The sequence below is a fragment of the Haloarchaeobius baliensis genome (genome assembly GCF_052060055.1).
GTDB classification, from domain to species: Archaea; Halobacteriota; Halobacteria; order Halobacteriales; family Natrialbaceae; genus Haloarchaeobius; species Haloarchaeobius baliensis.
In genome coordinates, this window is the sequence record NZ_JBPPFR010000001.1 from 929,410 (window position 1) to 942,151 (window position 12,742).

Annotated in this window: 12 protein-coding genes; 10 read left to right on the forward strand and 2 right to left on the reverse strand. The window is 68.4% G+C overall.

Annotation, left to right across the window (positions count from 1 at the left end; genetic code table 11):
• The first annotated feature begins 78 nt into the window (after positions 1-78).
• The 9 genes from ACSG06_RS04770 to bioD all read left to right on the forward strand — a co-directional run bounded on the left by ACSG06_RS04770 (position 79) and on the right by bioD (position 8,226).
• On the forward strand, positions 79-705 hold the full coding sequence (locus tag ACSG06_RS04770) for an amino acid ABC transporter permease (RefSeq protein WP_440990289.1): 627 nt from the start codon (positions 79-81) through the stop codon (positions 703-705).
• Entirely contained in the window at positions 702-1,460 is a 759-nt protein-coding gene (locus tag ACSG06_RS04775) for an amino acid ABC transporter ATP-binding protein (protein WP_440989124.1), read from the forward strand. Before ACSG06_RS04770 ends, ACSG06_RS04775 begins: the two co-directional genes overlap by 4 nt.
• Positions 1,457-2,350, forward strand: coding sequence for an amino acid ABC transporter permease (locus tag ACSG06_RS04780; RefSeq protein WP_440989125.1), 894 nt, complete (start codon positions 1,457-1,459; stop codon positions 2,348-2,350). Before ACSG06_RS04775 ends, ACSG06_RS04780 begins: the two co-directional genes overlap by 4 nt.
• Positions 2,351-2,416: 66 nt before the next feature.
• Positions 2,417-3,367, forward strand: a complete 951-nt coding sequence (locus tag ACSG06_RS04785; RefSeq protein ID WP_440989126.1) for a hypothetical protein — start codon at positions 2,417-2,419, stop codon at positions 3,365-3,367.
• 100 nt (positions 3,368-3,467) lie between these two features.
• Positions 3,468-4,586, forward strand: coding sequence for a biotin synthase BioB (bioB, locus tag ACSG06_RS04790; protein WP_440989127.1), 1,119 nt, complete (start codon positions 3,468-3,470; stop codon positions 4,584-4,586).
• A 35-nt stretch (positions 4,587-4,621) separates the two neighbouring features.
• Entirely contained in the window at positions 4,622-5,725 is a 1,104-nt protein-coding gene (bioU, locus tag ACSG06_RS04795; RefSeq protein ID WP_440989128.1) for a (S)-8-amino-7-oxononanoate synthase BioU, read from the forward strand.
• Positions 5,726-5,843: 118 nt separating this feature from the next.
• Positions 5,844-6,242, forward strand: coding sequence for a hypothetical protein (locus ACSG06_RS04800; protein ID WP_440989129.1), 399 nt, complete (start codon positions 5,844-5,846; stop codon positions 6,240-6,242).
• Between the two features lie 110 nt (positions 6,243-6,352).
• On the forward strand, positions 6,353-7,567 hold the full coding sequence (locus ACSG06_RS04805; protein WP_440989130.1) for an aminotransferase class I/II-fold pyridoxal phosphate-dependent enzyme: 1,215 nt from the start codon (positions 6,353-6,355) through the stop codon (positions 7,565-7,567).
• Positions 7,564-8,226, forward strand: a complete 663-nt coding sequence (gene bioD / locus ACSG06_RS04810; RefSeq protein WP_440989131.1) for a dethiobiotin synthase — start codon at positions 7,564-7,566, stop codon at positions 8,224-8,226. The genes ACSG06_RS04805 and bioD overlap by 4 nt, the downstream gene beginning before the upstream one ends.
• A gap of 89 nt (positions 8,227-8,315) precedes the next feature.
• On the opposite strand, the gene ACSG06_RS04815 is transcribed toward bioD, so the two are convergent.
• Entirely contained in the window at positions 8,316-9,803 is a 1,488-nt protein-coding gene (locus ACSG06_RS04815) for a hypothetical protein (protein ID WP_440989132.1), read from the reverse strand.
• Positions 9,804-9,915: 112 nt separating this feature from the next.
• Positions 9,916-11,415, reverse strand: coding sequence for a replication factor C large subunit (locus ACSG06_RS04820; RefSeq protein ID WP_440989133.1), 1,500 nt, complete (start codon positions 11,413-11,415; stop codon positions 9,916-9,918).
• Between the two features lie 330 nt (positions 11,416-11,745).
• Between ACSG06_RS04820 and ACSG06_RS04825 the strand changes: the two genes are divergently transcribed.
• Positions 11,746-12,612 carry a CPBP family intramembrane glutamic endopeptidase gene (locus tag ACSG06_RS04825; protein WP_440989134.1) on the forward strand — a complete coding sequence of 289 codons (867 nt, stop codon included), beginning with the start codon at positions 11,746-11,748 and terminating at the stop codon, positions 12,610-12,612.
• Positions 12,613-12,742: the final 130 nt, after the last annotated feature.

Below are 12,742 nucleotides of genomic sequence, written 5' to 3' on the forward strand. Positions count from 1 at the left end.
GGCGGGCTCGCTGACGCCGCGAGTCGGTTCTTCCTCGACAACCCCGACTGGGGGTACGTCTGGAGCAACCGCGACGCGATGCTGGAGGCGACCGTCGTCACCGTCCAGCTGACGTTCGTGTCCATCGTCCTCGGGTTCGTCATCGGGCTCCCGGCGGCCGTCGCCGAGGTGTACGGCCCGCCGTGGCTCCGCGTCCCCGTCGAGACCGTCGGGGTCGTCGTCAGGGCGGTGCCCATCCTGGTCATCCTCATCTACATGTTCTACGTGTTCTCGGTGTCGAGCAGCCCGTTCATCGCCGCGACGTTCGCGCTCGGGCTGCGCTCGGGGGCGTACCAGTCACAGATCTTCCGGGGCGCGATACAGAGCGTCGGCGAGGGCCAGATGGAGGCCGCCCGCTCGGTCGGTATGACCAAGCTGGAGGCGATTGCCTACGTCATCGTCCCGCAGTCGCTCCGCCGGTCGATCCCGGGCTTCCAGAACGAGTTCACCATCGTCCTGAAGGACACGAGCATCGCCATCATCCTCGGGGTCACCGAGCTGCTCGGCACCGCCGAGGACCTGTTCCTCCAGCAGAACCGCACCGGCACCGCGCTCGAGCTCATCCTCGCCATCAGCCTCGTCTACTTCGTGCTGACGGTAACGACGAACCGCGGGCTGGAGTTCGCGGGCGACTACTTCGGCGTCCCCACGGGTGAGAACGCATGAGCGACCCGCTGCTGCGGGTGGAGGACCTGCACAAGAGCTACGGCGACGAGGAGGTACTCAAGGGGATCAGCTTCGACCTCGAGAAGGGCGACGTGGAGGTGCTGTCGGGACCGAGCGGTTCGGGGAAGTCCACGCTGCTGCGCTGTGTCAACCGGCTCACCGAGCCGGACTCGGGGACCATCTACCTCGACGGCGAGCGCGTCAGCGGCCCCGACACCGACGTGAACGCGCTCCGGCGGCAGGTCGGGATGGTGTTCCAGGACTTCAACCTGTTCCTGCACCTCACCGCGCTCGAGAACATCACGCTCGGCCTGCGCCGGGTGAAGGGGCTGGGCAAGGCCGAGGCCCGCGAGCGGGCGATGGAGCACCTCGAACGGGTCGGCCTGGCGAACCAGGCGCAGTCGTACCCGGCCGAGCTCTCGGGCGGGCAGAAGCAGCGCGTCGGCATCGCCCGGGCGCTCGCGATGGACCCGAAGCTCATGCTGTTCGACGAGCCGACGAGCGCGCTCGACCCCGAACTCGTGGGCGAGGTCACCGCTGTCATGCGGGAGCTCGCCGACGAGGGAATGACGATGCTCGTGGTGACCCACGAGATGGGGTTCGCGCGCGAGGCCGCCTCGCGGATGATGTTCCTCGACCAGGGGAAGATCGTCGAGCGCGGCCCGCCCGACCAGCTGTTCGAGCACCCGACGGAGGCACGCACCGCGGAGTTCCTGCAGCGCATCACCAGGCTCCACGGCGGTGAGACGTCGTGAGCTACGCCGAGGACATCCGACGGGTCCGGGCGCGGGAGGGGCGGTCGGTCGGCTCGCTGGCCCTCATCGCACTCGGCGCCCTGTTCTGGGGCTACCTGCTCCTGCGCTGGCTCATCAACTGGAACTGGGTGCCGTTCGGCACGCCCGGCGAGCCGCTCGTCTCGCCGGAGGCGCTCGGACTGACCGGCGGCACAGCGACGGCGTTCCAGTCGCTGCCACAGCTCGCCGAGGGGGCGTACATCACCGTGCTCATCACGGTCATCGCCATCCTCGCCGGGCTCGTGCTCGCGGTGCCGCTGTCGGTGGCCCGTGTCTACGGACGCTGGAGCAAGTGGGCGTCGCTGTCGTTCACGGAGCTCATCCGTGGGACGCCGCTCATCGCCCAGCTCTACCTGCTGTACTACGGGCTGAACCTCTCGCAGTTCTTCCGCGGGCTCACCGAGTTCGGCCCGTTCACGCTACGGACCGCGCTCTGGGTGGCCCTCATCGGCTTCACCATCAACAGCGCGGCGTACCAGGCGGAGTACATCCGGTCGGCCATCGAGAGCGTCGACCCGCAGCAGCTCGTCGCGGCGCGGTCGGTCGGGCTGACCCAGCGCGAGGGCATCCGGCACGTCGTGCTCCCGCAGACGCTGCGCTATGCGATTCCGGGCTGGACGAACGAGCTGGTCTACCTCATCAAGTACTCCTCGCTGGCGACGTTCATCACCGTCGCCGAGCTGTTCCGGCGGGCCGACGCCGTCGCGAGCGACACCTTCGACTACACGGCGATGTTCACCGTCGTCGCGCTGGTGTACATCGGCATCGTCATCACCGCCACGAAGCTGATGGGCTACGTCGAGGACCGGGTCTCGCTGCCCGGGCTCGGCCAGGCCCGCGGGCGGTCGTGACGGACTGACGACCGACCCGCCCACCCCCGTCACCCTTTAGCGCGCTCGGTCCCGAGTTCCCACCCGATGACCGACGTGTCCCCCACCCGCGAACGGGGGCTCACCCCATCCCAGCGCGACCGGTTCGATAAGCTCCGACGTACCCGGAGCCTCGCCGAACTGGCCGACGTGACCGCCGCCGACGGCGAGCACGCGGCCTACCTCGCCGCCAAGCGTGAGTGGCGCACCCTCCAGGAGCGCCGCCTCGACCCGACACCGGAGCCGGGGGTCCCCGGGACGACCGTCGCGGTAGGCGACCGCGAGTTCCACGTCCACGGCATCACCCACGCCGACACCGACGCCGAGCGCTCGTTCCTCCGCGAACACGTCGCCGACTTCCTCGATTCTGGCGCGTCGGTGTACTGCGAGCAGGGAATCTGGCGGATGTACTTCGCGGACTTCGACCGCCCTCGCGAGATGGACGACTACCGCTGGGCGATGGAGCGCTGTCGCGAGCTCGACGTGGACTCCCACCTCGACGAGCTGCCCGGCAACTTCGAGGGCCTGCTGGAGGACGTCGACTCGTTCACCGGCGAGTTCAAGGCGGCCGTCTTCTCGCTCGTCGAGGACGGCAGCGACGTCTACGGCGAGACGTTCGAACGCACCCTCGGCGATCTCGCCTCCGACTTCCTCACGAGCCACGAGGGGCTGGCGACCGGCGACGACTACGAGTCGTTCAAGCTCACCAGACGGGCCGCCACCGACCCCACGCACCTCGTCGACCTCCAGCACTACTACCGGACGACGTTCCTCCCGCAACCCCTCGAACGCGAGTGGCTCCGCCGGCACGACCCCGAGCTCGAACTGATGACCCACGCCCGCAACGAGCGCATGGCCGACTACGGGATGTACCACGCCAGCCCCGGCGACACGGTGCACCTCCTCGTCGGCGCGGCCCACCAGCCCGGGATCGAGTACTACCTCGACCGGTTCGACGCGGGCGAACGGACGCTCGAGGGGTTCGAGCTGACGGAGTGACGGAGAACCGTCGTCGGAACGCATCGTCGAACGCGCTCCCGTACCAACCTTCCACGACCAGACCCCAAGAACTAATAACCCGTCAACCACCGGACCTAGCGTGGTTTACGAGACGGGGAACCCGACGGTCGACGACGCCATCGAGCGCGTGCTCGCGGGCGAGCGCCTCGACCGCACGGACGGCCTGGCACTGATCGCACAGCCGGTGGCGGACCTCGCGCCGGCGGCGGACTACGTCCGGTCGGAGCGCGGCGACGGCACTGTCGACGCCTGCTCCATCGTGAACGCGAAGGCGGGCAACTGCGCGGAGGACTGCGGCTTCTGCGCGCAGTCGGTCCACTTCGACACCGGCATCGAGACGTACGGCTTCCTCGACCCCGAGGAGATACTCGACGCCGCGAAGCGGGCGGAACGCGACGGCGCACAGCGGTTCGGCATCGTCGTCGCGGAGAAGGGCGTCTCGAAGGAGCACCGTCCCGAGGAGTGGGAGGAGGTCGTCCGGGCCATCAGGCTCGTGCGCGACGAGACGGACGTCGAGGTCGATGCCAGTCTCGGCATCCTCACGCGCGAGGAGGCCGAGATACTCGCCGCCGAGGGCATCGACCACTACAACCACAACATCGAGACCTCGCCGCGGTTCTTCCCCGAGATCGTCGACACGCACTCCTTCGAGGACCGGGTGCAGACGCTCGAACTCGCCAAGGACGTGGGGATGGACCTCTGTGCCGGCGTCATCCTCGGGATGGGCGAGACGCCGACCGACCGCGTCGAGGCGGCCATCGCGCTGCAGGAGGTCGGCGTCTCCTCGCTCCCGGTGAACATCCTCAACCCCGTCGCCGGCACCGCGCTGGGGGACGAACTCGGCGACTCCGCCGACATCTCGACCACGGAGATACTCCGGACCATCGCGGTGTACCGGCTGCTCCATCCAGACGCCCGGGTCCGGCTGACCGGCGGGCGGGAGGTCAACCTCGCGGTCGACGAGCAGCACCTCCCGTTCGAGGCCGGCGCGGACGGCATCCTCACCGGCGACTACCTCACCACGGGCGGGCAGTCTCCCGGCGACGACATCGAGGTCATCGAGCGTGCCGGTCTCGAACCGAACACCGAGTCGAACGAGTTCGACCCCGAGGCGGTGAAGGCCCGGGGCGAGGACCCCGACGAGACTGTCGAGACCGCCGCCGGGACGGCGACGAGCAACGCGGAACTGGACGACTGACCGACGACCCGAGACTCATCCCACACGACACAGCCATGGACGACGTGAACTTCGCGGTACTCGGAACGGGCGGTATCGGCCGACGAACGCTCGACGTGAGCCAGCACAAGGACGGACTCACGCCGGTCGCGGCGTGTGACCGCAACGGCATCGCCGTCGACCACGACGGGCTCGACGTCGACGAACTGCTCGCCGCGACGGAGGGCAACGTCGCCAGCGAGCACGCCGGGGACGGCATCGGCGACGACATCGGCGACGACGACAGCGACACTGACGACGACAGCGACGCACTGACCGACGGCGGCACGGCCGTCAAGCAGCACGGCGACGGTGCGGGCGTCGTCGCCAGCGAGCAGGCCCGGCCGACCGAGACGCCAATCCAGGACGTCATCGACGAGTCCGACGGCATCGACGCGGTCCTGCTCGCGCTCCCGAACCTCACGCACGACTTCATCCCGCAGACTGCCGAGCGGTTCGCAGAGGTGGGCTACGAGGGCGTCCTCGTGGACGTCCTCAAGCGGTCGCGTGTCATCGGGCTGCTCGACGAGCGCGAACCGCTGTTCGAGGAGTCGGGCATCACCTTCGTCTGTGGCGCCGGCGCGACGCCCGGCTTCCTCACCGGCGCGGCCGCGCTCGCCGCCCAGTCGTTCGTCGAGGTCGAGTCGGTCGAGATCTGGTGGGGCGTCGGCCTCAGGTCCGGGTACGAGGACAACCGCGGCACCGTCCGCGAGGACATCGCCCATCTCGACGGCTACGACATCGAGAGGGCCCGCGAGCTGAGCGACGACGAGATCGAGGCCGTCGTCGACGCCCACGACGGCGTCATCGAGTTCGAGGACATGGAGCACGCCGACGACGTGCTGCTCGAACGGGCCGGCATCTGCGACGCCGAGGACGTCACCGTCGGCGGCATCCTCGACGTGCGCAGCGACGAGAAGCCGACGACGACGACGGTGCGAGTGACCGGCCGCACGTTCGACGGCGAGCGCGGGACGAACACGTTCGAGCTCGACGACGCGACGAGCATGGCCGCGAACGTCAACGGCCCCGCGCTCGGCTACCTCAAGAGCGCGGTGCGGATGAACCGCGTCGGCGACTACGGGGTGTTCGGTCCGGCGGACCTGCTGCCCGGGTTCTGACCACCACAAACACTCCCGGCAGCCCTCGGTTGGATTAACGAGACCGGACCGGAATCCTATTGTACTACTGTCAACAGTTGCGAACTATCGCGGCCGTGGGGGCCGCGGTGGATACACCATGGCAGGTTCGACAACGACGACTGACGTATCGACCGGCGCGAACGAGACATCGGTGGGTGACCTCGACGGGAGCATCGTCGCGGTGCTCGGCTACCTACTGCCGATTCTGGGGCTCGTCTTCTTCCTCATCGACGACAACGACTTCGTCCGGTACCACGGGCTGCACTCCTTCCTGTACGGCCTCGTCGCGGCCGTCGTGTTCCCCGTGAGCTTCACGTTCGGGGTGGGCGCGGGACTGGTCGCCGACGGGGTCCTCGGGGCGCTCATGGCGCTGTTCCTCTTCCCGATCCTCCCGCTCGCCATCGCCGTCCTGCCGCTCTACTTCCTCTACAACGCCTACACCGGCGGGACGTACGCGGTGTTCGGGCTGAAGCAGATCGTGACTGCGGTGGTCTAGCAGGCCCGCCTCCCTGCTCCCGTCGCGGGTCGTGATACCCTGATTCTGCAAGCCGGCTCCCGCCACGGTATCGAACCGTTCAAGACCCGGTGACTGACATCTACGACCAGATGACAGAGCGCGGGTTCGACCTCGCCAACCGTGTCGCCGCCCGACACGACGCCGACCTCTACCGCGACGTCGCACCGGTCGACCGGGTCGCCGAGCGGAGCTACTTCGCCCCCGACCCCGGTCGCGACCTCCCCGTCCTCGACGGCGAGGAGCACCTCGTCTTCGCCGCGAACAACTACCTCGGCCTCACCCAGCACGAGCGCGTGCAGGAGGCCGCCGCGCAGGCCGCCGACGTGGTCGGCACCGGTGCGGGCGCCAGTCGCCTCGTCACGGGCGACACGCTCGTACACCGCGACCTCGAACGCCGGCTCGCCGAGGTCAAGGGGACCGAGCGCGCGCTCGCGTTCTCCTCGGGCTACGCCGCGAACGTCGGCACCATCGCCGCCCTCTCGCCGGACGTGGTGTACTCCGACGAGTTCAACCACGCGAGCATCGTCGACGGCTGTCGGCTCTCCGGGGCCGACGTCGTCGTCTACGACCACCGCGACGCCGACGACCTCCGGGAGCGGATGGCCGAGCGCAGCGGCTCGGCTCCCGACGCGGCCGCCGACGAGTCCTGGCTCGTCGTCACCGACTCCGTGTTCTCGATGGACGGCACCGTCGCGCCGCTCGCCGAGCTCTGCGAGGCCGCCGAGGCGTTCGGCGCGTGGCTCATGGTCGACGAGGCCCACGCGACCGGCCTGCACGTCGACGGCGGCGGCATCGTCCAGCGCGAGGGACTCGAGGAGCGCGTCCACGTCCAGATGGGGACGCTCTCGAAGGCGCTCGCCAGCCAGGGCGGCTACCTCGCCGGGAGCGAGGCACTGATCGAGCACCTCGTCAACGAGGCTCGCTCGTTCGTCTTCTCGACGGGGCTCGCACCGCCGGCGGCAGCGGCCGCCAGCGAGGCGCTCCACCTCGCCCGCCACGGCGAGTGCCGCGACCGTCTCTGGTCGAACGTCGGCCAGCTGCGCAACGGGCTCGAGTCGGTGGGCTACGAGGTCTGGGGCGAGACGCAGGTACTCCCCATCGTCGTCGGCGACCGGACGGACGCGCTCGCACTCGAACGGGCGGTCAGGAAGCGCGGCATCGTCGCGCCCGCCATCCGCCCCCCGACGGTACCCGAGGGGACGAGCCGCATCCGCGTCGCGCCGATGGCCACCCACTCCCGGAGCGACGTCGAGCACTGCATCGAGGCGTTCCGGGCGGCCGGCGAGGAGGTGGGCCTGCTGTGAGGTTCGCCGTCGTCGGTACCGACACCGGCGTCGGCAAGACGGTCGTGACGGCGGGCGTCACCGGTACCCTCCGCGAGCGTGGCGTCGACGCCCGTGCGGTCAAACCCTGTCAGACCGGCTATCCGCCGGACGACGACGCCGCGTTCGTCCGAGCTGCCTGTGACGACGACGAGGCGGCGACCTGTCTGGGCCGGCTCGAACCCCCGCTCGCGCCCCGCGTCGCCGCCGAGCGCGGGGGGACCGAGCTGGACTTCGCCGACCTCCGGAGCCGGGCGGCGGACGCGCTCGACGCCGCAGACGTGGGCGTGCTGGAGGGCATCGGCGGCCTGCGCGTGCCGCTGACCGACGACCACGACGTGCTCGACCTCGTCGCCGACCTGGACTGCGAGGCCCTGCTCGTCGCCCGGTCGGGACTCGGCACGCTGAACCACACCGCCCTCTCGGTCGACGCGCTCGACGCCGCAGGGGTGTCGGTGCGGGGCATCGTCCTCAACGAGTGGGCCGGCGAGACGGTCGCCGAGCGGACGAACCCGGCCGAACTCGAACGGATGACCGGGCTGCCCGTCGAGACCGTGCCGCCGGTCGACATCGACGAGCCCGCCGACGCGGTCGACCTCGTGGACGCACAGCTCTCCGACTCGTTCCTGCCGACACCGTAGGTCGTCTCCCCGCAGGCCCACTGACGCCGTCAGCGTCGCCACTCGCCGTCGAACGCGCGAAAGAAGGTGGTCGGTGTCTTCCCCTGGTTTCAGACCGCAGCGCGCGGCGCGACGCTGGCGGCGACGAGCCGCTCCTCGTCGTCGTCATCGTCGGACTGCACACTGCTGGTCTGGTCGGCGTCGGTCATCGTGACCGTCACGTGGCTCGAGTTGCCCGTGGCGACGGTCTGGGTGGTGAAGCGCTCGTGACCGGCGAGCACGACGACCGTCTCGTCGCTGATCTCCACCATCCGGTAGGTGTGGTCCTCGTCCATCCGGTAGACGCCGTCGGTCAGCGGCCCGCGGCTCTCCAGCCAGTCCTGGAAGATGCCGCTGAACTCGTCCTGCTCGGAGGCGTTGTCGAACCGGAGCGTCCAGGCGTAGCCGTACTTGTAGGCGTCGCCGTAGCTCTGGTTCTGGAAGACCATCACGCGGTCGGCACCCCAGCCTTCGGCACCGTCGGCGGCGCGCGGGCCGCTCACGCCGGCCCGGAGCGAGGAGCGCAGGAACAGCTCGCCGCGCGTACTCGTGGAGTAGTGGTTCCAGACGGAGTCCTGGCCGCGCTCGACGCTCAGGTCGAGCGGCCGTTCCTCGTCCGGCATGTGGTTGTGCATGATCTGCTCCATCGAGATGGGCGGGTTGTCGTACAGCGTCTGGAACTCGCTGGTGGAGTTGACGCGGAACTTCGTGTAGCGCTCGCCCATCACGTACGGACCGAGCGTGTACATCGAGAACGGCGAGGAGTTCGCCCACGCGGAGACGTTCCGCGAGGCGGCGTCGCGGTCCATGTACTCCTCCTGGTACTCGCTCTCGAAGTAGACCGCACTGCCCTCGACGAGCGAGGTCTCGACGTCGCCGAGGTTGACGCCCTCGCTCGTGAGGTTGGCGGCCAGGCGGTCCTGGCTCCCCTCGTAGAACTGGATGGCGTGCAGGAACTCGTGGGCGAGCGTGACCTCTGCCTCCTCGGGGCCCTGCGGGCGGCCCTCGCCGCTGCTGGCGTTGATGTACCGCATGACGACGTTGACCTCGACGCTGCCGTCCGGGCCCGTCTGCGGGGAGGCGTAGCCAGCGACGTAGACGTCGGGCGTGCCGTTCGGGGCGATGCCCATGACGGCCTGGAAGGACTCGTTGCTGAACCCGAACTGGTCGAACGTGTACGGGTTCGTCTGCTCGGGCGAGAGCGAGCGCACGGACGGGCCCGTGTCGAGCTCCACGCCGGCCATCTCCATGACGTTCAGGTAGACCTGGTTGGCATCGAAGCCGAGGCAGGCACCCTGCACCTGCACGAGGTCACCCTCCTCGCTCCGGTACTCGCAGGGCTCCTCCTGCTCCTCCTGTTCGTCGTCCTCCTCGTCCTCGCCGTCGGACGTGGTGGTCTGCGTGTCGGTCTGTTCGGCGGTCGTCTGTGCCGTCGTCATCTCGTCGGTCGGCTCCCCCGTGGTCTCGACTGTCGTCGAGTCCCCTCCCTGGTCGGTGGTGTTACACCCCGCGACCAGCAGCATGAGGGCCAACGCGACTGCAAGAAGCGCTCGCTTCATGTGAGAACTATTCACAACACAGGAGTTGGTACGCTTAGGCGTTGCGGTCTCGTTTCACCGGAAACAGCGAGAAAGTTTCCGCGAGTTCCGGGGAGGGCGTCGGGGGTGAAGGCTAGAGCCAGTCGTCGAGTCCGGACTGTCCGTCGTCTGTTCCTTCCGCTTCGGTGTCAGTATCGTCCGGTGCCGGTCCGTCGTCCGCGTCGGCCGCGCCACCGAGTGTCGTCTGGCCGTCATCGGCGTCGTCGCCGTCGGCTGCGGCCGGCTCACCGTCGGTCGCTGCGTCGTCGCTCTCCCCGTCGGACTCGAACTGCGCGAACGCGTCGCCGGCGTTCTCGACGACGGCGTCGTCCCGGCGCTCCTGGGCCTCCTCGACGATGCCCTGGACCTTGTTCGTGTCCTCGCCGCTGCCCGTGACGAACGACACCTCCGACGCGTCGAGGTCGTACAGCATCGTCATCCGGACGGTGAGCTCGCGGGGCTTGCAGTGGTGGGTCATCTCCGCGAGGAACGGCATCACCTCGCGGCGGGCCGTCGCCATGCTGAAGCCGCCCCGCTCGGCGATCTTCCGGGCGATGCCGTCTCGCCTGTTCCGGGTGGCCTTCGACCGCCCGAGCTTCGACCAGTACGACGGCGGGCCGTAGCGGGTCCAGCCACCGTGGTCGTGCCGGCGCGATGCCGCGACGCCCGCGGCGACGTTGTCCGTCGCGTAGCGCCAGAACGAGTAGTCCTGCGTCGCCCGGACACGCCCGAGCCAGCGGTCGGCGTTCGCGAGGAAGCCGTAGGCGTCGGCCAGCTCGTCGCCGCGGTAGTCCTTCGGGACGTTGTCCTCGACCCAGTTGAGCAGGTCGTCCGGCGTCTCGTCCACGTCGTACGACGCGTACAGCGCCTCTTCGGCGGACTTGTGCTTGATGACGTCGTCGAGGAAGTCGAAGATGCCCTCCGTGCGGTCGCGCTCGCCCATCACCACGTCGTCGACGGTGAGCCGCTCGTTCCGCTCGGCGAGCGCCTGCAGGTCGTTCACCGCCGACCGGAGGTCGCCGCTCGTCTCCCGGGCGATCTTGTCGAGCGCGTCGTCGTCGTACTCGATGCCCTCCTGTCGACAGATGTCGCGCAGGACCGGGACGATGGAGCGCCGCGAGACGTCCCGGAACTCGATCTCCTGGCACGCGTTCCGGAGGCTGTTGCTCATGTCGTAGAACTCGTTCGCGATGAGCACCATCGGCTGGTCGGCCTCCTTCACGATGCGCGTGACCTCCCGCGAGCCGCCGTAGTCGCTGTTCCCGTGGAAGTTGTCCGCCTCGTCGACGACGAGCAGCTGCCGGCCGCCCGCCCCGCCGAGCGTCTGGTTCTTCGACGCCCGGCCGGCGAAGCGTTTGATGTCGTCGGCTGTCCGGGAGTCGCTCGCGTTCAGCTCCATCACCGGCCAGCCCATGTCGTTGGCCAGGGCGTGCGCCGCCGAGGTCTTGCCCACCCCCGGCGAGCCGTGGACGATGGCTGCCTCGCGGTGGTCGTCCCAGGTCTCCGCCCACTTCCGGAGGGCGTCGCGGGCCTTGTCGTTCCCGCGCACCTCCGAGAGCGTCGATGGGCGGTACTTCTCCGTCCAGTCTGCCATTACCGGCAGGAGGGGCGGGCCGCGTTTAGTGGTTGCGCTCGACGGCGTCGGTGGATGGTTCACGGACCACCCTGGCTCACCGCAGTGGTCGGTAGAGACAGGTATCTGCTGTATCGCGGTGGGGAGCATCCACTCCGAAGGCGAACACGGACCGCCGGGGACAGACAGGGACAGGAGACGGTGGACGAGCTGGCATCCCCTCGTGGATACTGGCTTGCGCGGTGTGGGTGACGAGCGGACGTGAAGGACCCCGGTTCCAGATCTCTACTCACATTTCGGTGGTAAGTAATTGTGATATAACATTAACTCTGCACCGGAGGAAGTGACGATATGACCGACAGCTCACGTTCGAGGTTCGGGAGTACCTCCGTCGGGAACCCATGGCTGTTTTTCGCTACGACCTACGCCATCACCTGGGCCTTCTGGCTGGCGGCGATCGCCCTTGGAGTGCGGTTCGATAGCGCAGTCGGACTGGTTTTGCTGCTAGTGGGCCTGACTGGTCCAGGAGCCGCTGGAATCGGTTTCGTCTACCTCGTCTACGATGAGGAGGGGCGAGTGGATTTCTGGAATCGGCTCGGCCAGGTTCGCCGAATCGGTGTCCGGTGGTTCCTCATCATACTCCTGCTCCCGGTGGCGGTAACTATCGTCGCAGCAGCTGTCGAGAGATTGTTTGGTGGCCCGGGCGTCACGTTGGGTGCGGGAGTACGGGAGTTCGGCGTGAACCCACTGGCGATCCTGCCATCGCTGTTCTTCGCGACGCTCCCACCCCTCCTCGAAGAATTGGGATGGCGAGGCTATGCGTTAGATCGCCTTCAACTGAACTGGTCAGCGTTGAGCGCCAGCCTGATTCTGGGTGTCGTCTGGGCAGTCTGGCATCTCCCGCTCTTCTTCGTCGAAGGCTCGTTTCAGGCGGAGAGTGTCGGATTCGGGACGACGGGGTTCTGGCTGTTCATGACTGGAATCGTAGCGCTCTCGGTGGCCATCACCTGGGTCTACAACAATACCGCGCGCAGTATCCTCGCTATCATCCTGTTGCACGGGTGGGTCAACTTCGTCTCCGAGATGGTCGAGGTCGCCGACGTGTTCTACTACGGTCACTGGGTGCTGCTCGCTGTGCTGCTCACATCCATCTGGGGGGCGAAAACCCTGACCACTGCCGGGGAGCTGCCACGACCGCCACGAAATACCGACACGTAGGCTTCCCCACCGGAGTATCCCCGGTCCGTAAACATTCGCTCCTCTGCGGATCCACACTTGGTTCCCACGCCCGGAGAATCATCGCTACGGACTCCCCCCGAGACGACGTACTGACACCTGGTGAGACACC

Coding starts and splice junctions, on each gene's coding strand:
- ACSG06_RS04770 (WP_440990289.1), top strand. CDS start 79: ATGCTGGAGGCGACCGTCGTCACCGTCCAGCTGACGTTCGTGTCCATC.
- ACSG06_RS04775 (WP_440989124.1), top strand. CDS start 702: ATGAGCGACCCGCTGCTGCGGGTGGAGGACCTGCACAAGAGCTACGGC.
- ACSG06_RS04785 (WP_440989126.1), top strand. CDS start 2,417: ATGACCGACGTGTCCCCCACCCGCGAACGGGGGCTCACCCCATCCCAG.
- bioU (WP_440989128.1), top strand. CDS start 4,622: ATGGACGACGTGAACTTCGCGGTACTCGGAACGGGCGGTATCGGCCGA.
- ACSG06_RS04800 (WP_440989129.1), top strand. CDS start 5,844: ATGGCAGGTTCGACAACGACGACTGACGTATCGACCGGCGCGAACGAG.
- ACSG06_RS04805 (WP_440989130.1), top strand. CDS start 6,353: ATGACAGAGCGCGGGTTCGACCTCGCCAACCGTGTCGCCGCCCGACAC.
- ACSG06_RS04815 (WP_440989132.1), bottom strand. CDS start 9,803: ATGAAGCGAGCGCTTCTTGCAGTCGCGTTGGCCCTCATGCTGCTGGTC.
- ACSG06_RS04820 (WP_440989133.1), bottom strand. CDS start 11,415: ATGGCAGACTGGACGGAGAAGTACCGCCCATCGACGCTCTCGGAGGTG.
- ACSG06_RS04825 (WP_440989134.1), top strand. CDS start 11,746: ATGACCGACAGCTCACGTTCGAGGTTCGGGAGTACCTCCGTCGGGAAC.